This is a genomic window from Flavobacterium laiguense, assembly GCF_003097655.1.
Taxonomy (GTDB): Bacteria; Bacteroidota; Bacteroidia; order Flavobacteriales; family Flavobacteriaceae; genus Flavobacterium; species Flavobacterium laiguense.
The window spans coordinates 1-17154 of record NZ_QCZH01000036.1 but is presented as its reverse complement, the minus strand read 5'-3'; the positions used below and the strand labels follow the sequence as shown (position 1 = coordinate 17154).

The following is a 17154-nucleotide window of genomic DNA, read 5'->3' as shown; positions in this document are numbered from 1 at the left end:
AGTGGTGGTCAATTTACTCCGAAACTGGTGGTCAATTTACACTGGAATGGGGTGGTCAATTTGACCGGTTTTTCCACACAACAAGGCGAATTCAAAGAGTTTCCTTTAGCGGGTTTTGGTGCTATCAATTATATCAAAAGAACAATTACTGCAGATGAGTTTAAACGTGATTTAAAGATTCAGTTAAACTATGATGGTTATGCCAATGCAACAATTGACACCAGTCAAGGAATTGAAAATTTAAACATTGAAATATAATGAGAATGATAAATTATTTTTTAAAAGGATTCGGTTTTGTCTCCTTGAATGAATTCCTAAAGAGTGCTTTCGGATTCATTTATACATCAACTTCTATTATCAAAATCGATTTAATTGTGGCTTTTATTTTCTCAACTGTTAGTTTCTTGTTTGGTTTTAACCACTTGTTTTTAATAGCTTATGTAGTGTTGTTGGTTTCGGAATGGTACACAGGCGTACAAGCTTCGCTCAAAAGAGGCGAACGGCACGAAAGTCGAAAATTTGGCAGAATGATTTTGAAAATAGCTACTTATTTGGTGCCTATTTACATCTTAAATACTTTTGCTCAAAATGCGGATTTTATCAAAATATTAGATATGGAATTAGACCCTTTTGCATGGTTGTATTGGGCGGTTTTACTGGGTATTATTTGGCAGTTATTGGTTAGTCTTTTGGAGAATTTAGACAGTTTGGGTGTTCGTTATGCGAAGACATTAATAAGGATAATTAATAAAAAGTTTTACAAACAATTTGAGATAGATGATACAGATAACAGTCCTATATAACCAAACATTACAAGACATTGTGATTCGTTATTGTGGAACTATTGAAGCTTTAGTACAAATAGCTATTCTTAATAATATTAGCATTACACAAGGGTTAGTTCCTGGACAACTTATTCAAATTCCAAATAAAGACTTCGGTAATCAAGAACTTGTTAATTATTTCAATACAAATAAAATACAGCCTGCTTGTGGTTTTGTTGGTAATAGTTTGCCTGATACTCCAACGGGAATAGATTATATGATAATAGGAACTGACTTTATAGTAGAATAATGGCAAGAACAATAAACGAGATACAAAACGGAATGCTGATGGCAATTGCTTCAAATGAAGTACTTGCTTTACAATTGACCTCTACTAGCAAGGCGGCTATTTTTAGGCTTTTTGTTTTTATAGTTGCTAGTGCCATTTGGCTTTTAGAAATGCTTTTCGACAACCATAACAAAGAAGTACAGGACATTATTAAGCGAGACAAGGCACACCGCCCATCGTGGTATAAAACAAAGGCGTTAAGCTTTCAATATGGTTTTGCTTTGATTAGTGATACCGATGAATATAATAATACTGGTCATACGGAGGAGGAAATTTTAAACTCTAAAGTCATAAAGTATGCAGCGGTTACCTCCTCCGGGGGGCAATTATCGATTAAGATAGCCACTGAGACAGCGGGTATTTTGTCGCCTATTGCTCCTGAAGTAAAATCGGCATTCGAAGCTTATATTTTGGAAATAGCTGATTGCGGCGTGAAATACCTTGTTGTAAACCACCTACCGGACATTCTTTTGTTGAACCTAAAAATATTTATAAATCCTTTGGTTTTGGACTCGACGGGAATGAGCATTTTAAACGGTAATTACCCCGTACAGGATGCAATTAACGAGTACATGAAGGAATTACCGTTTGATGGTGAGTTGGTTTTAGCGCATCTTATTGATAAGCTTCAAAAAGCGGAAGGGGTCGTTATACCACATTTGATTAATGCCGAAAGTCAATCGATTGACATTAATACCAATGTTTACAACGATGCGCAACCTATCAATGTGAAAACCATACCGGAAAGCGGGTATTTCACTATTCCAAATTTTGATAACATTAGCTATGTGGTATAAAATTGATTTTGACAGACTCATTCTTTTGCTATTACCAACTTTTTTGCGAAAGTCGGTATTGTTTGGGTATATCAAAGCGTTGATTACCCCTATTGCCAGTTTGCATTATAAGTGGGAGCAAATGAGGGCAGAAAATTTAAAAAAGCTTTCCTATAACAGTCAACGATGTTATTTAAGAGGCGCATTGAATGATAAGTATGATCCTGATTTAAGAAGAATTACTATAGATGGAACGCTTAACATTGACCAAGATTATATCTATACTCCCGCTGAGAATTTGGATGTTTATTTGAGGGTTATGTATCTGGAAACTGAGTTTAATTATGCTAATTCTAAAGTTGATTATCTGGTTAATGTTCCGCGGGATTTAATGAATACAAAACTAAACGAAATAGTAGCCACAATTGAATTTTACAATTTGGCAGGTAAACAATATCAAATAATTTCAATATGAATAAATTAGAAGTAAACCAAGTTGGTGGATTTCCATTGACTACAAGAATTTTGGATGAACTGCAAAAAGCGTACACCATATTCAATGCACTTGGAGCAATAGTTGGAGAAATCACAATTATTTCAGGGTGTACGGTAACGGGTTCTAATGTAAGCGATGGTGTTGTTTTTATAAATGGTGAAGTTTTAGAATTTCGAGGTGGATTGGCTCAAACAAAAGTTAGAATTGTTGAAGAGGTCGAGAATTTGACCTTTCAAAATGGTAATGCCAATCCAGTAATCAAAACGAGGTACGCCACTTTTGGAAGCGGTGTTGGAGCTGTTGATTGGGCTAATTTCAAAAGAGGTTTTCAAACTAAAGATTTAGTTGAATCGTTGGCATTGAAAGCGGAGGCTTCAATAGTTACAGCTATTTCGGACGCAGTGGCTTTGATGTATACTAAGCTAAATACAATTGAGACAGGCGCACAAAAACAAGTACGTTCAGACTGGAATGCCACAACAGGTGTAAAAGCTATTGATAACAAACCTGATTTTTCTAGTCCCTTTTTACATAAAGGAGTTTATCCAGTTGGAGATGTGACTTCAACTGATAACATAAGAACGATAACCTTTCCCGATGTTGGTACAAACAACTATTTAGTGTTTGCATTTCCTAAAGTAGCAGATTCTGACTGGAATAGAAGCAACGACACATTTCTCTCTTGGGGGAATCCTACGAATACTTCATTTGAAGTTTATTTGAGAGAAATCTCCAGTAATGTTCAAAATATAAACGTGGGCTACGTATTAATAGCACTATAAAATGGCAGATAAAAACACTATTAAAAACTGGTTTAAAACTGGTTTAAAACCGACACAAGCGCAATTTTGGGCTACGTGGGATTCTTTTTGGCATAAAGACGAAAAGATACCCATTACCGCAATTGAAGATATTGAGACTATATTGAATGAGAAAGCGGATGCTGAGGCATTAACTAATCATGTTTCAGATACTGCAGCGCACGCAACTTTGTTTGGGGCAAAAGAAGACAAAAACAAAAAAGGCGTTGCTGGTGGGTATGCGCCATTGGATGAGTTTGTAAAAATTTCAAGCCAGTATTTGAGTATTGTCGATGATTTAGTTACGGGTGGCTCAACTTCATTGTTAGCCGCTGAACAAGGTAAGTTATTGCAAACGCAAATTAATAATATCAATATTCTTTTGGCTTCGGATAACGTGAACCTGGACAACGTTCAGGAAATCGTTGACGCTATTGAAACGGTGCAAGCATCGCTCAGTACTATCTTGGTGAATGACCTTACCACGGGCGGAACCACTAAGGCTTTGACTGCTGAGATGGGGAAAATTCTAAAAGGGTTGCATGATGCGTTAGTTGATGTTGTTGCGGGGAAAGAACCGGCAATAACAGGAGGTGCGGTAGGTCAATATTATGATTATAATAAATCGTGGCAAAATTTACCAATTGCTGATGTTTCAGGAAAACAGGACATTGCCAATCAAGTAGAAGTTGGATCAAGCCAAAACGCACAAGCTTCTTGGCATGGTAAAACGGTAGTATTTGTAACAAGTTGTACTATTACCATTCCTTCTTCATTGGTAAATAGCTACATATTTAATGGAGTAACATTAGCTGGAGTAAATATTACATGGGCTATTGCATCACCGCACACTTGGTTATTTGGTGCTCCTGCAACTACAACAGAAAAACAGATTTTCACGCTGACAAAAAGAGGTAGTACTAACGATATTTTATTATTAGGGGTGTAATATGGGAAGCTTAATTCAAAATGCAATTTGGGGGAGACAGAAAACCAAACCTTTTGTTTCGACTTGGAAAACGGATAATATATCAACTGGATCTAGTACTGCAACACAAGTGAAGTTACCTTTATTATCTTCTGGTACTTATAATTTTGTAGTTGACTGGGGAGATAGTTCCACCAGTAGTATTACTATTTGGAATCAGGCAGCCGTTACACATACATATTCTGTTGCTGGAACTTATACTATTACTATAAAAGGAGTATGCACAGGATGGCAATTTAATAATACTGGGGATAGATTGAAGTTTTTATCAGTATCTCAATGGGGTAGTTTTAAATTAGGAATAAATCTATCCAATTACTTTTATGGATGTAATAATTTAAATCTATCTGGAGTTACAGATATATTAGATCTAACTGAAGTTCTAACGTTAAGAAACATGTTCAGGGGTTGTACTGCTCTTACTACCGTAGGTAGAATAAATGAGTGGAATATGTCTAGCATCAATGATTTGTTTGGTATGTTCAACGGAGCTACAGCATTCAATCAACCCCTCAATTCTTTTTTAACCCCTTCTGTTACGACTATAGCATTCATGTTTGCCGGTACAGCCTTCAATCAAGACATAGGAGGTTGGAATACTTATAATATTACGGACACACAAAGTATGTTCAGTGGGGCTACAGCATTCAACAATGGGGGAAGTGCTTCAATTGGGTCCTGGACTACCTCTGCTGTTACAAATATGTCTAGTATGTTCTCCCAAGCCACAAACTTCAATCAACCCATAGGTTCTTGGACTACCTCTGCTGTTACAAATATGTCTAGTATGTTTCAATCAGCCACAGCATTTAATCAGCCAATTGGTTCTTGGAATGTTAGTAAAGTACAAAATTTATCACAAACATTTAAGGGTTGTAGTGCATTTAATCAAAATATCAACACGTGGGATACTTCGTTAGTAACAAATATGTTTGGCACATTCAATGATTGCTGGTTATTCAATCAACCATTGAACCTATGGAATACAACTAATGTAACTAATATGGCACAAATGTTTTATGTTGCTAAGGTGTTCAATCAAAATGTCGGTAATTTTAATATGAGTAAGGTTACCCTCATAGACTCTATGTTCCAATCAGCTGTAGCTTTCAACAATGGAGGGAGTCCAGATATAAATAATTGGAACATAAATACCACAATTACAGGTACATTCTCAATGTACCAAATGTTTATGTCTTGTGCATTGTTTAATCAAAATATTGGAGCATGGAATGTTTCGAAAGTCACCAATACATCCAATATGTTTCAATTAGCCACCAATTTCAACAATGGGGGTAGTTCAGATATTAACAATTGGAACACGTCTTCGGTAACGAATATGTCTGGGATGCTACAATCAACCAAGTTCAATCAACCGTTGAATCTATGGAACACATCAAATGTCACAAGTTTTTACTTAATGTTTAGTAGTGCATCAGTTTTCAATCAAAACATCGGTGCATGGAATGTGAGCAAAGCTGTAAATTTTTCTAGCATGTTTTTACAGAGTAGTGCCTTCAACAATGGAGGTAGTTCAGATATTAACAATTGGCAATTATCCACGATTGGCACCATAAATATGGAGTCTATGTTTTATAGTGCTGCATCATTCAATCAACCAATAAATTCATGGAATACATCTGTTGTCACCAATATGCACTATATGTTTTACAATACCGCAGTATTCAATCAAAACATTGGTTCTTGGAATATATCTAATGTAACAGGCTTGTTGAATTTCATGGGGAATAAAACACCAGTAACATTCTCTACAGTCAATTTAGATGCAATCTATAATGGATGGAGTTCTAGGCCGGTTAAAACACCAATAACAACCGTGTTCGGAACAGCTAAATATACAGCAGCTAGTTCAGCAGGTAGAGCAATATTAACTGGAGCGCCTAATAACTGGATGATAACAGACGGAGGAATATAAATAAATAATTAATAAAATAAACATGAAAGTAATATCAAAAGAAAAAGTAGTATTAGTAAATGACCGTCAAGGACTTTTAGAAGAACATATTCAAATCGAAATCACGGTTGAAAGGAAAGATTCCGTAAGTAAAACTTATACGATAAAGACAGTAGACAGTATTGTACTGAATAAAGGCACGGAGAATGAGTCTACCATGTCTTATTTTAATAGATCGGGACAAGTTCAAGAGAAAATATACACTAAAACCTATGCCGAATTTGACGAGCAAAAAGAAATTCTTTTAAGCTATTTTCCAAGCGAGTTAACCGGATCTGAATTGGATGATCATCTACTTCAAATGGGACTACTGTATAATTTAGGAACAGATCCTATTTATGGGCTTAAAGGTGATCAATGGGAACCTAAGTAAAAATAATAGGGAGGATAGTAAATAAAAATAGTCCTCCATTATTAAAAAATTATAAAATATGAAACCAGAATTATTTGTAGATAAATATCTATCACACGCAAAAAAAGTTGAGGCTAAAACAGGAATTTCGGCTGTAGCAACATTAACGCAGGCGGCACTTGAATCAGCTTGGGGTGATGTTGCACCAGGAAACATGTTTTTCGGAGTGAAGGACACAGATGGAATTAACGGAAATGAGCAATTGATAACTACAACCGAGTACAGCTCTAGAGCAAATTTGAAATTTCCTGTAATTATATCCATTACTCCAGTAATACGAAATGGGCGCAAAATGTTTAAGTACATCATTAAAGATTACTTCAGAAAGTACAAAACGCCCGAAGATTGCTTTAATGATCATGCTCTGTTTTTCTTTAAAAACATTAGGTATGCCAAAGCTTTAGAAGTAAAAAACGACTATAATAAATTCTTTGAAGAAATTGCAAAAGCAGGGTATGCTACTGATCCAAATTATGCAGATACGCTAAAAGCAGTATCAAAAGCGATTGTGAAATTTGTAAAATAAGAGTATGAAAGTATTAGGATATATAGCATTAGCAATGCTGGCTTTAGGTTGTAAAACCAAAACAGTCACTGTTGAAAAAACAAGGGAAAAGGAAATTGAAGAAATGAAAAGTCATTTTGATTCCATGTTTCAACAGTCAATCAAACACCAATTAGATTGGCAAAAAAACCAATTGGCCATCAATAGTAATTTGGTTTTAACAAGTGTTTCGGAACTTGACAGTTCTGGACTAAGGAAACCATTTCATTACAAGCATTTTGTTGATGGTAATTTGAAAGAAGAAATCTTTCTCGAAGGTGGCGAAATCAACACCCAAACTGAAACCAAAGAGACTAAAGCCACAGAAAAAAAGGACGAATCTAAAGTTGAAAAAGGTAGAATTGAGGTTGATGTTGGTCAGAAAAAAGCAATCGAGAAAAGCAAGGCAAAGAAAGCAAAAGTAGCTAAAGTAAAAGGCTTTCAATTTGGTTTCTATCTATGGTTATTTGCGCTTATTATAGTGCTTGTAATTCTTACTTGGATTGCTAAAAAGTTTAAACTTCTAGATAGGTTTAAATCAATATTCAATACAAAAGGAGGGTAAAAAAGCCCTCCGACATTTAAAAAAAAACTCTCACATTCATTCTAAACTGACGCACTAAAGGTCGTCGGAGGACAATAAGTCTTCTGACCCTTTAGTGCGTTTGTTATTTATGAATGTGAGAGGTGCAAATATACAATCATTAATCATCAATCAAAAAACGAACATGAATAAATATCATCAAATATTATATCAAATTTTAAGCAAAGGAAAGAACCAGGAGAATAATAAAGGTTCTATAAAGTACTTATTGAATCAAACACTTGAACTTAAACCAATTGATTTATTGGAGTTGTTCGAAGGTCATGCAGTTGCACGAAAAAAACTAAAAGATGAGTTAAGCTTATTTATGGCTGGGGAACGCTCAACAAAGGCTTATAGAGAGGTTGGAGTATCTTGGTGGGATTATTGTGGACCAATATTAGTCAACAGTTACCCTACTTATTTTGAACAATTGCCAAAGCTTATCGAAAGGATAAACCTGGAGAAACGAACTTCTAAAAATTACGTCCTTTTTCTTGGTTCTAATAACACCGAAAGCAACCAACAACCGTGTTTAAGCTTAATTCAATTCCAAATAGAAAGAGGAAAACTGATCGTAAGTGCTTATCAAAGGAGTTCAGACGCTAGTTTGGGATTACCATCAGATATTTATCACTTATACTTAATCAGTAAGCAAATAAACCTTGAATTAAAGAGTGTTACGCTATTCTTAGGAAATGTACACATATACGAGAATAACATTGAGAATACTAATAGTTTATTAAGAGGAGAAACAGCCACTTTTAACCTAAATACAGGTAATTAATCACTGCCTAATACACTATAAAGATAGTGTAAAACAATCATTTACACAAATATTCAATCAAAAAAATGACACAAAAAAGTAGAAAATTTACACAAGCACCATTGCCCTTTATGGGGCAAAAGAGACGGTTTTTAAACCAAGTTAAAGAAGTATTAAGCAGTTGTCCAAGTGATGCAACATACGTCGATTTATTCGGCGGTTCGGGCTTGTTATCGCATACTGTTAAGCAACATTACCCATCAGCAAAAGTGGTGTATAATGATTATGATAATTATAGGCTGCGGCTTGATAATGTTAGCTATACCAATAGGCTAATAAGTGATATAAGAACAATCGTGGCCGTCTGTCCAAAGGATAAAAGGATTACAGAACCTGAACGGGGTTTGATTATTAAAAGAGTACTGCAGGAAGAACAAACAACTGGCTATGTTGACTATATTACTTTGTCGAGTAATGTACTATTTAGTATGAAGTACGTGCAATCATACGCAGAACTGGAAAAGGAAACGCTGTATAATTGTATTAGAAAGAGTGATTATAATACTGAAAATTATTTAGATGGTGTTGTAGTTGAATCCCTCGATTACAAAGAATTGTTTTCGAAGTACCAAGACTACACTAATGTGGTGTTTTTAGTTGATCCGCCATACCTTAGTACAGAGGTCGGAACGTATAAGAATTACTGGAAATTAAAGGACTACCTTGATGTTCTTGACGTGCTAAACGGTACGAATTACATCTACTTTACGTCTAATAAATCACATATAATTGAGCTATGTGAATGGATGGCAAATAAGCCGGCATTGTACAATCCTTTCGCTGGTTCAACAACTAGTGCAGTCAATAATCAAATGAATTATAATTCGAGTTATACTGACATTATGTTGCACAAGGTTAATTATGAATTTAAATAGGTTTTAAACCGCGTTTAAACTAAAAAAGAAAGCTCTCGATTTGAGAGCTTTCTTTTTGTATTTTTGGCATCAAACCTGTTTGCGATTTTTGCATTTTTGGTTTTGCCGATTATATCTTCTATATCAATTCTCTATTTTCGAGATAATTATTTTATTATTTTAAAATTCTCAACCCAATCTTAGCAACTTAGTATCTTAGCATCTACTCAAAAACTGTATTATAAACCTCTATTTTTAACGATGAAAACAATGTCCTTTTGTAACTTTACGGTTTTGAAACCCAACCCAGATGAACATCAAACTTATCGCCATCGGCAAAACCGACAATAAATCTTTACAAACCTTAATTGACGATTATACCAAAAGATTGTCTTTTTACATCAAATTTGATTTGGAGATTATCCCCGATATCAAAAACGTTAAAAACTTATCTGAAAGCCAGCAAAAAGAAAAAGAAGGCGAACTTATTTTGTCTAAAATAACTCCAACAGACCAGCTCATTTTACTGGACGAAAACGGAAAAACCTTCTCTAGCGTTGCCTTTTCAACCGAATTGCAAAAGAAAATGAACTCGGGAGTAAAAACATTGGTTTTCGTCATTGGTGGTCCTTATGGTTTTTCGGACACGGTTTACGCTAAAGCAAATGGAAAAATATCGCTTTCCTTAATGACTTTTTCGCATCAAATGGTGCGTTTATTTTTCATCGAGCAATTGTATCGTGGTTTTACTATTTTAAAAAACGAACCCTATCATCACCAGTGAAAATTAGTTAGCAGTATTCAGTTTTTAGTATTCAGTTTTGGATTCTTATTAATAAACTATCCAGTTTCAAATCTCTAAAACCTACATCCTATTCCACATATCATATTTAAAATCAATTATTTACCACTAAAAAAAATAAAAGTCAAAAATAAAATAGTAACTTTACTATATTTTTATTAAATCCTTATACAATTTAATAATTATATCTTTTTAAACGTTTATTAACTCAAAAAATATATAATTATGAAACCTCTACTTAGATTTTTAGCAATTTTATGTGTATTTTTCATCATCCCTTCTTGTTCAAATGATGATGATGACCCTGCTCCAACACCTACTCCAGTTATAACAACTTTTACAGCAGCTTTAACACCTGTTGCTGGTACAGGTTCAATGGCATCTGGTGATGCAACACTCAAATTTAATCAAACGGCTAAAACATTTGAAATTACCGTGAACTATACAGTACTAACACCAAACCATGGTCATATCCATGGGGCCGACGGAGCAATTGTATTTCCTTTTTCTGATGCGACTGTTTCAACCTCACCTATAAAACTTTCTTTTGCTATAACTGATGCCCAAATAGTGGAACTTATGGCCAATCATTATTATGTAAACCTACACACTACTGCATTTCCTGGTGGAGAAATAAGTGGAACACTTATAAAAGGGGGCACTTCTGGCGGTGGTGGTGGTGGTGGTGGTTATTAATAACCGAAGCGACCAACAAAAAAACAAGCCTTTCTAATCAAATAGAAAGGCTTTAATCATTTAAAAGCAGTGCAAAAATGACTAATTAATACACAAACTCTTCATAAACTTCATTTTTAATAGTAACAGAATAGAGAAAAACTTTGCTTTGAATATAGCTTCCATAACTGCTGTTTTTGTCAAAACAATATATTACTTTTTTTGAATCAGTATTGGATTTATTGATGATTTTTTGCAAATCCTGTTTCGAAACTTCCTCATTATTTACTGTAATTTTTCCTTTTTTAGAGAAAAAAACTACCAATCCTTTTTTGGGTTTCTCCAGCTTATAATACACTTCCGTAAAAGGAATAAAGGCTAGATTTTTGCCAATGCTATCGGCATACGAATAATAATTGAGCGCCAATTCGTTTCGATGTTCTTTCTCCTCCCTTTTCTTTTGTTGCAGTTTCATCACTTCTGGAATCACCAAGCGTAAAGGCAAACGTCTGTCAATATTCAAAATCCAATTCGTGGTAATAATGCTGTTTTTTCTATTTACTTCGGCCAAAGTATCTTTGCCTTTTACTCTAAAAAAAATATAAATAGGCGAAAGGTCAACTACTTCTTTTACAATAGTGGCGTCCGCTTTTGGCAACAAAACATCTTCTTTATTACCGCAAGAAACGCAAATTAACAACACAATTCCAAATAAATACTTCATCTCTTTTAATTCATTTTATTAAATAATGTAACACATTCAACCGCTTCTTTCACATCATGAACCCGAAGGATTTTTGCTCCCTTAGTCAAAGCAATCGTATTCAAAACTGTGGTGCCGTTCAAAGCCATTTCGGCATTCACTTCCAATGTTTTATAAATCATTGATTTTCTGGAAATACCCGCCAATAAAGGTAATTCTAGCATTTGAAACAATTCTAATTTTTGCATGACTTCATAATTTTGTTCCAATGTTTTAGCAAAACCAAAACCGGGATCCACAATTAAGTCATTTATCCCAAAGGCTCTAGCAACAGCAATACGTTCCGAAAAATAGAATAACATTTCTTTTATTATATCGTCGTATTCAGTAAACGTATGCATCGTTTGCGGTGTTCCTTTCATGTGCATCATAATATACGGAACTTGATATTTTGCAACGGTTTCCAGCATTTTATCATCTAAAATTCCTGCCGAAATATCATTGATAATGGCACCTCCATTTTCGATGCAAACTTTTGCCACCGCTGCCCGAAAGGTGTCTATAGACAATATAATATCCGGAAAATGCTTTTGTAACAAATTCACAACAGGAACAATTCTCGAAATCTCCTCCTCTTCTGAAACAAACTCAGCGTTAGGTTTGCTCGAATACCCTCCCACATCAATAAAAGTAGCACCTTCAGTCAACATTTTTTCTACGCGCAACAAAAGTTCCGTTTCGTTATTGTACTTCCCACCATCAAAAAAAGAGTTGGGAGTTACATTCAAAATCCCCATAACTTTAGGTATCGATAGGTCTATGAGTTGTCCTTTACAGTTCATTTTACTTTTTTGTTTAAAGTTTATTTTGTTTAAAGTTGTTCAAAAGCTCAGTTATCCCAACAACTTTGAACTTTAAACTTTAAACCTTTTAAATTTTATTCTTATTTTTGAAGCAATTTTAGACAAATATACACCAATAATGAAGAATACTTCACAAGAATACGATAACGTGATTGCCATTTGCCGCTCACTGTTTATCAACAAAATGAAAGATTACGGTAGTGCTTGGCGCATTTTGAGACTTCCCTCCCTTACCGATCAAATTTTCATAAAAGCACAACGAATTAGAAGTTTACAAGAGAACGAAATCCGTAAAGTCGATGAAGACGAAACTGGAGAATTCATTGGTATCATCAACTATTCAATCATGGCTCTGATTCAATTGGAATTGGGCGTGGTCGACCAACCGGATTTAGATACCGAAAAAGCAACTCAATTATACGATGCTAAAGTAGCCTTGACCAAAGAATTAATGGAAAACAAAAACCATGATTACGGTGAGGCTTGGCGAGATATGCGAGTAAGTTCTCTAACTGATTTGATCTTGCAAAAACTACTTCGCGTAAAACAAATTGAGGACAATAAAGGAAAAACTATCGTATCAGAAGGAATTGATGCCAATTATCAGGATATGATTAATTATTCGATTTTCGCTTTGATTTTGATGGGTTTTAAGAAATAACAACTCATTAACAAATATAAAAACGGCTCTATAATATCTTTGTTTAAAACATAAAAAATGAAAAACATAATTACCCAATTCTCCCGACTCTTCGTTGGAGTCCTATTTATAATCTCAGGCTTAATCAAACTGAATGACCCGGTGGGATTCTCCTATAAACTAGCTGAATATTTTAGTGAACCGGTATTCAATATGCCTTTTTTTGTTCCTTATTCCTTGGCTATAGCCTTATTTATAGTAATCCTGGAAGTGGTTTTGGGTGTGATGTTACTCATTGGTTTCAAATCAAGATTAACGATTTGGCTGCTACTGCTATTAATTGTGAAGTTTACTTTCTTAACCTTCTATTCCGCTTATTTTAATGTGGTCAAAGACTGCGGATGTTTTGGAGACGCTTTACACCTTACCCCTTGGCAATCCTTTACCAAAGACATTATTTTACTGTTCTTTATATTGATTCTCTTTATTAATATGAAACTGGTAAAACCACTTTTTAATACTAAAATTCAAAATAGTATAGCCGTACTAACCGTTTTTCTTTGCTCTTTTATGGGCTATTGGGTGATCAATCACTTACCTCTAAAAGATTTTCGTGCTTTCAAAGTTGGGAATAGCATTCAAAAAGGAATGGAGATTCCAGAAGGCGCCCCAAAATCAGTTGTGGAAATGATTTTCATTTATAAAGTAAATGGTGTTGACAAGGAATTTACCGAGAAAGACTTGGCCAATATTCCTGAAGGAGCCACTTTTGTAGACAGAAAAGATAAAGTAATTACCGAAGGTTACGTTCCTCCTATCCATGATTTTATAATGGAAAAAGACGGATCCGATTATAAGGATGAGCTTCTTCAAGAACCAAAATTATTGATGGTTGTTACTTATGATCTGGCTTTGGCCAATGTTGATGGTCTTGCCAAAATAGAGCAAATCAGCAAAAAAGCTTCCGCAAAAGGGTATAAAGTGATCGGAATGACAGCATCGTCACCTGAGGAAATTGCAAAAAGCAAAAAACAATACGGAATCACTTTCGGTTTTTATTTCTGTGACGCTATTCCGCTAAAAACAATCGAAAGAGCCAACCCTAGTTTTGTTATTCTGGAAAAAGGTACTATAAAACAAAAAGTACATTACAATGATGTTGAAGACTTAGTTTTTGAGTAAACTGGTTTTCTTTTTTCAAAAAAAATAAATAATTCAACCTTGCGGGAATCATATTTTCCTGCAAGGTTTTTTTATTCCTCCCAATTTAATTGAAATTCCCTTTTTAAAATTTGTAAAAAAAATAGCAACTATAACGATATTGCTGATATTTTTAATGATTTTGATATCAAAATTCTTAAATCTACCTCCCCATTTTTCAATTCTTTAGTTAACTTTGTGAAAACTATATATTAAATGAAATCGCCATGATTCCAATCACTAAAAGGAATGAAGAATGGCGATACCTCCCGATAGCTATCGGGACCGATTAAAAACAAATTTCGTATGAAAAAAACAGCCATTTTAATTATTGCTTTTGTTACATTTTCTTGTACTAATGCTCAGAAAACAGAATTTTCTAAAAAAGCACTTACCGAAACTTTGTTAACCACTGCCGGAAAACAAATATCCTTTAAAAATATTCTAAAAAACCAAAAAGGAAAAACTACTGTTATAGAAGTTTGGGCTTCATGGTGTGGCGATTGTGTAAAAGCAATGCCAAAAATGAAAGAATTACAGAAAAATAATAAAAACGTTTCTTTTGTATTTCTTTCTATGGACAAAACCGCCGACAAGTGGAAAGATGGGATTCAAAAACATGAACTCCAAGGTGACCATTATATGGCCAATGACGGAATGAAAGGTGTTTTTGGACAAGCTATCGATCTCGACTGGGTTCCAAGATACATTATCATTGATAAAACTGGAAAAGTTGTTCTCTATCGAGCTATAGAAACCGATTTTGCTGTCATAAATGAAACGCTAAAACAAGTTCAATAACAATGGCAATTTCAATAGCAATTGGAATTTAAATATTGATTCTTTTACAAAATATTATACAAATTTAAATACTACTAAAAACAACTAAAAAATGAGAAAGAAGATTGTAGCAGGAAACTGGAAAATGCATAAAAATGCAGCACAAACTAAAGAATTATTAAACGAATTATTATCACAAATTCCAGCGGAAACTGCTGCACAAGTAATCGTTGCGCCAACATTTGTAAACTTGGCATCGGCAGTCGAAAACTTAACACACTCTAATATATTTGTTGCTGCACAAAACGTACACCAAGCAGAAAGCGGTGCTTTTACTGGTGAAATATCTGCAGAAATGCTAACCAGTATAGGAGTAAAAAATGTAATTCTTGGTCATTCAGAACGTAGAGCTATATTTCACGAAACAGATGCATTGATCGCAAGTAAAGTAAACACGGCGCTAAAACATGACATGACTGTTATTTTCTGTTTTGGTGAAGAACTAAAAGATCGTCAATCCGGAAATCATTTTAATATTGTTGAAAACCAATTAAAAGATGGTTTATTCCATATTCAAGCTAAGGACTGGGAAAGCATTGTATTGGCTTATGAGCCAGTTTGGGCTATTGGAACGGGAGAAACAGCCTCACCAGAACAAGCACAAGAAATGCATGAATTCATCAGAGAAACGGTTCGTAAAGCTTTTGGAAGCGATATCGCAGAGGATGTTTCTATCCTTTACGGTGGAAGTGTAAAACCAGACAATGCCAAAGAAATTTTCTCTAAGCCAGATGTAGATGGTGGTCTTATTGGTGGTGCAGCCCTTAACGCAAAAGATTTTATTGCTATTGTAACTTCAATCTAATAATAGTATCTATTATTTCAATTTCCTATAATTGATTTACTTTTAAGCAAACAACTGAATCAACCTGTTCTATAAAATGAACAGGTTTTTTTGTTTTTCCTTATTCTAAAATAGTTTTGCAAAACTTAAATTAAACGGAAACAATAAATTTGAATTTCTTGAATAAATCCCGAAATTTGCCAAAAACAAATTCCTGCCTTAAATCCTAAAACAGGACAAAAAAAGAACAATAATAATTTTATGAAAGTCCCAAAAACGATTAAAAAAAAGTCCAATAAAATTTGGCAAAAATGGTCTATTGCATTCCGAATCATTCCTGTAATTCTAACCATAGCCCTTTTAAAAATTTTATCCCATCAATTTGACTTAGAAGTAATCGAATTAAATGCGCTATTTACCAGTTTAATAGCGGGTACCATTTTCCTAATCGGGTTTCTTATCAGTGGTGTTCTTTCAGATTACAAGGAAAGTGAAAAATTACCAAGCGAACTTTCTGCCTCCATGAAAACATTGTATGATGATGCCTATACCGTTTACAAAGGCAAAAACTCTCAGAATGCTTTACAGTTTATCGAATTCCAAAAGCAATTTATTCATTCTTTGATGGACTGGTTCTACAAAAGAGAAACTACTGTGTCCATACTCGAAAAGATAAGTCAAATAAATGATTTCCTAGTCGAATTAGACAACGAAGGCGTTCAAGCGGGCTATATTATCAAGATGAAAAACGAACAAAACAACATCCGAAAAATGGTTTTAAGAATCGACACCATCAGGGAAACTGATTTTATCGGATCGGCTTACGCCATTTTAGAAGCCATGGGATTCTTAATTGCATTTTGTTTAATCATCATCAGAATTGACCCTTTTTATGCTTCCTTATTTTTCACACTACTCGTCACCTTTTTAATCTCCTATATGTTTTTATTAATCAAAGATCTGGACAACCCTTTTGATTATGCCGAAAATGGAGAAAGCGGTACAGAGATTTCATTAAAACCCATACATGACCTCATAAAAGCATTTGACAATCTCAAAAACTAATTCCCAATAACAATACAAAAAGCGACACAAAATATTTTATGTCGCTTTTTTTATAACCATTCATCCTCACAATTTGGGCAAGACAGCATTAGGAAAAGGGGCCAAATCTACTTTGCGCTCATTCGCCCCTTTCCCTAATGCTGTCGGGCTATCCGCCTTTACTTTGTATTTGATAAAACACTAAATTTATTCAAAGGAAAACAGAGGTGAACTAT

Annotated in this window: 22 protein-coding genes; 20 read left to right on the top strand and 2 right to left on the bottom strand. The window is 34.4% G+C overall.

What is annotated here, in order from left to right:
- The 15 genes from DB891_RS17660 to DB891_RS16995 form a co-directional block, all read left to right on the top strand.
- Window positions 1-258, top strand: a 258-nt coding sequence (locus DB891_RS17660; RefSeq protein ID WP_189337165.1) for a hypothetical protein, incomplete at its 5' end; no start/stop codon positions are given.
- A gap of 5 nt (window positions 259-263) precedes the next feature.
- The gene (locus tag DB891_RS17060; protein ID WP_223256131.1) at window positions 264-803 is read left to right on the top strand and encodes a phage holin family protein; all 540 of its coding nucleotides are present in this window, start codon (window positions 264-266) and stop codon (window positions 801-803) included.
- Entirely contained in the window at window positions 778-1074 is a 297-nt protein-coding gene (locus tag DB891_RS17055) for a LysM domain-containing protein (protein WP_116764787.1), read from the top strand. The genes DB891_RS17060 and DB891_RS17055 overlap by 26 nt, the downstream gene beginning before the upstream one ends.
- Window positions 1074-1910, top strand: coding sequence for a nucleotidyltransferase (locus DB891_RS17050; RefSeq protein ID WP_116764786.1), 837 nt, complete (start codon window positions 1074-1076; stop codon window positions 1908-1910). Before DB891_RS17055 ends, DB891_RS17050 begins: the two co-directional genes overlap by 1 nt.
- Window positions 1900-2364 (top strand): hypothetical protein, encoded by a 465-nt coding sequence (locus DB891_RS17045; RefSeq protein ID WP_116764785.1) that lies wholly within the window; start codon window positions 1900-1902, stop codon window positions 2362-2364. The genes DB891_RS17050 and DB891_RS17045 overlap by 11 nt, the downstream gene beginning before the upstream one ends.
- The gene (locus DB891_RS17040) at window positions 2361-3167 is read left to right on the top strand and encodes a hypothetical protein (RefSeq protein WP_116764784.1); all 807 of its coding nucleotides are present in this window, start codon (window positions 2361-2363) and stop codon (window positions 3165-3167) included. The genes DB891_RS17045 and DB891_RS17040 overlap by 4 nt, the downstream gene beginning before the upstream one ends.
- Window position 3168: 1 nt before the next feature.
- Window positions 3169-4134 carry a hypothetical protein gene (locus tag DB891_RS17035; protein ID WP_116764783.1) on the top strand — a complete coding sequence of 322 codons (966 nt, stop codon included), beginning with the start codon at window positions 3169-3171 and terminating at the stop codon, window positions 4132-4134.
- 1 nt (window position 4135) lies between these two features.
- Complete coding sequence (locus DB891_RS17030) at window positions 4136-6109, top strand: BspA family leucine-rich repeat surface protein (RefSeq protein ID WP_116764782.1); 1974 nt, start codon at window positions 4136-4138, stop codon at window positions 6107-6109.
- Window positions 6110-6131: 22 nt separating this feature from the next.
- Window positions 6132-6521: a hypothetical protein gene (locus tag DB891_RS17025; protein ID WP_116764781.1), complete on the top strand. Its 390-nt coding sequence runs from the start codon at window positions 6132-6134 to the stop codon at window positions 6519-6521.
- Window positions 6522-6579: 58 nt separating this feature from the next.
- Window positions 6580-7086, top strand: coding sequence for a glycoside hydrolase family 73 protein (locus DB891_RS17020; protein WP_116764780.1), 507 nt, complete (start codon window positions 6580-6582; stop codon window positions 7084-7086).
- A gap of 4 nt (window positions 7087-7090) precedes the next feature.
- A complete protein-coding gene (locus tag DB891_RS17015) occupies window positions 7091-7669 on the top strand; it encodes a hypothetical protein (RefSeq protein ID WP_116764779.1) in 579 nt (192 codons plus the stop codon).
- Window positions 7670-7832: 163 nt separating this feature from the next.
- Window positions 7833-8474, top strand: a complete 642-nt coding sequence (locus DB891_RS17010) for a thymidylate synthase (protein ID WP_116764790.1) — start codon at window positions 7833-7835, stop codon at window positions 8472-8474.
- Between the two features lie 383 nt (window positions 8475-8857).
- Window positions 8858-9388: a hypothetical protein gene (locus DB891_RS17830; RefSeq protein WP_223256130.1), complete on the top strand. Its 531-nt coding sequence runs from the start codon at window positions 8858-8860 to the stop codon at window positions 9386-9388.
- 289 nt (window positions 9389-9677) lie between these two features.
- Window positions 9678-10151, top strand: coding sequence for a 23S rRNA (pseudouridine(1915)-N(3))-methyltransferase RlmH (rlmH, locus tag DB891_RS17000; RefSeq protein ID WP_116764777.1), 474 nt, complete (start codon window positions 9678-9680; stop codon window positions 10149-10151).
- Window positions 10152-10394: 243 nt separating this feature from the next.
- Window positions 10395-10865, top strand: coding sequence for a CHRD domain-containing protein (locus tag DB891_RS16995; protein ID WP_116764776.1), 471 nt, complete (start codon window positions 10395-10397; stop codon window positions 10863-10865).
- 85 nt (window positions 10866-10950) lie between these two features.
- Here the strand turns inward: DB891_RS16995 and DB891_RS16990 are convergent, their stop codons facing one another.
- Both DB891_RS16990 and folP read right to left on the bottom strand, forming a co-directional pair.
- Window positions 10951-11568, bottom strand: coding sequence for a hypothetical protein (locus tag DB891_RS16990; protein ID WP_116764775.1), 618 nt, complete (start codon window positions 11566-11568; stop codon window positions 10951-10953).
- 5 nt (window positions 11569-11573) lie between these two features.
- Window positions 11574-12389: a dihydropteroate synthase gene (gene folP, locus DB891_RS16985; RefSeq protein ID WP_223256129.1), complete on the bottom strand. Its 816-nt coding sequence runs from the start codon at window positions 12387-12389 to the stop codon at window positions 11574-11576.
- Window positions 12390-12528: 139 nt separating this feature from the next.
- Between folP and DB891_RS16980 the strand changes: the two genes are divergently transcribed.
- From DB891_RS16980 to DB891_RS16960, 5 genes are all read left to right on the top strand, one after another.
- Window positions 12529-13071: a DUF1599 domain-containing protein gene (locus tag DB891_RS16980; RefSeq protein WP_116764774.1), complete on the top strand. Its 543-nt coding sequence runs from the start codon at window positions 12529-12531 to the stop codon at window positions 13069-13071.
- Between the two features lie 57 nt (window positions 13072-13128).
- Complete coding sequence (locus tag DB891_RS16975; protein WP_116764773.1) at window positions 13129-14232, top strand: BT_3928 family protein; 1104 nt, start codon at window positions 13129-13131, stop codon at window positions 14230-14232.
- Window positions 14233-14556: 324 nt separating this feature from the next.
- On the top strand, window positions 14557-15051 hold the full coding sequence (locus tag DB891_RS16970) for a TlpA family protein disulfide reductase (RefSeq protein ID WP_116764772.1): 495 nt from the start codon (window positions 14557-14559) through the stop codon (window positions 15049-15051).
- Window positions 15052-15142: 91 nt separating this feature from the next.
- Window positions 15143-15895 (top strand): triose-phosphate isomerase, encoded by a 753-nt coding sequence (tpiA, locus tag DB891_RS16965; RefSeq protein ID WP_116764771.1) that lies wholly within the window; start codon window positions 15143-15145, stop codon window positions 15893-15895.
- 240 nt (window positions 15896-16135) lie between these two features.
- On the top strand, window positions 16136-16939 hold the full coding sequence (locus DB891_RS16960) for a hypothetical protein (protein WP_116764770.1): 804 nt from the start codon (window positions 16136-16138) through the stop codon (window positions 16937-16939).
- The last annotated feature ends 215 nt before the right edge of the window (window positions 16940-17154 follow it).

What these genes read in the sequence shown, in the direction of transcription:
- DB891_RS17060 (WP_223256131.1), top strand. Translation starts at nt 264, where the DNA reads ATGATAAATTATTTTTTAAAAGGATTCGGTTTTGTCTCCTTGAATGAA.
- DB891_RS17055 (WP_116764787.1), top strand. Translation starts at nt 778, where the DNA reads ATGATACAGATAACAGTCCTATATAACCAAACATTACAAGACATTGTG.
- DB891_RS17050 (WP_116764786.1), top strand. Translation starts at nt 1,074, where the DNA reads ATGGCAAGAACAATAAACGAGATACAAAACGGAATGCTGATGGCAATT.
- DB891_RS17045 (WP_116764785.1), top strand. Translation starts at nt 1,900, where the DNA reads ATGTGGTATAAAATTGATTTTGACAGACTCATTCTTTTGCTATTACCA.
- DB891_RS17040 (WP_116764784.1), top strand. Translation starts at nt 2,361, where the DNA reads ATGAATAAATTAGAAGTAAACCAAGTTGGTGGATTTCCATTGACTACA.
- DB891_RS17035 (WP_116764783.1), top strand. Translation starts at nt 3,169, where the DNA reads ATGGCAGATAAAAACACTATTAAAAACTGGTTTAAAACTGGTTTAAAA.
- DB891_RS17030 (WP_116764782.1), top strand. Translation starts at nt 4,136, where the DNA reads ATGGGAAGCTTAATTCAAAATGCAATTTGGGGGAGACAGAAAACCAAA.
- DB891_RS17025 (WP_116764781.1), top strand. Translation starts at nt 6,132, where the DNA reads ATGAAAGTAATATCAAAAGAAAAAGTAGTATTAGTAAATGACCGTCAA.
- DB891_RS17020 (WP_116764780.1), top strand. Translation starts at nt 6,580, where the DNA reads ATGAAACCAGAATTATTTGTAGATAAATATCTATCACACGCAAAAAAA.
- DB891_RS17015 (WP_116764779.1), top strand. Translation starts at nt 7,091, where the DNA reads ATGAAAGTATTAGGATATATAGCATTAGCAATGCTGGCTTTAGGTTGT.
- DB891_RS17010 (WP_116764790.1), top strand. Translation starts at nt 7,833, where the DNA reads ATGAATAAATATCATCAAATATTATATCAAATTTTAAGCAAAGGAAAG.
- rlmH (WP_116764777.1), top strand. Translation starts at nt 9,678, where the DNA reads ATGAACATCAAACTTATCGCCATCGGCAAAACCGACAATAAATCTTTA.
- DB891_RS16995 (WP_116764776.1), top strand. Translation starts at nt 10,395, where the DNA reads ATGAAACCTCTACTTAGATTTTTAGCAATTTTATGTGTATTTTTCATC.
- DB891_RS16990 (WP_116764775.1), bottom strand. Translation starts at nt 11,568, where the DNA reads ATGAAGTATTTATTTGGAATTGTGTTGTTAATTTGCGTTTCTTGCGGT.
- folP (WP_223256129.1), bottom strand. Translation starts at nt 12,389, where the DNA reads ATGAACTGTAAAGGACAACTCATAGACCTATCGATACCTAAAGTTATG.
- DB891_RS16980 (WP_116764774.1), top strand. Translation starts at nt 12,529, where the DNA reads ATGAAGAATACTTCACAAGAATACGATAACGTGATTGCCATTTGCCGC.
- DB891_RS16975 (WP_116764773.1), top strand. Translation starts at nt 13,129, where the DNA reads ATGAAAAACATAATTACCCAATTCTCCCGACTCTTCGTTGGAGTCCTA.
- DB891_RS16970 (WP_116764772.1), top strand. Translation starts at nt 14,557, where the DNA reads ATGAAAAAAACAGCCATTTTAATTATTGCTTTTGTTACATTTTCTTGT.
- tpiA (WP_116764771.1), top strand. Translation starts at nt 15,143, where the DNA reads ATGAGAAAGAAGATTGTAGCAGGAAACTGGAAAATGCATAAAAATGCA.
- DB891_RS16960 (WP_116764770.1), top strand. Translation starts at nt 16,136, where the DNA reads ATGAAAGTCCCAAAAACGATTAAAAAAAAGTCCAATAAAATTTGGCAA.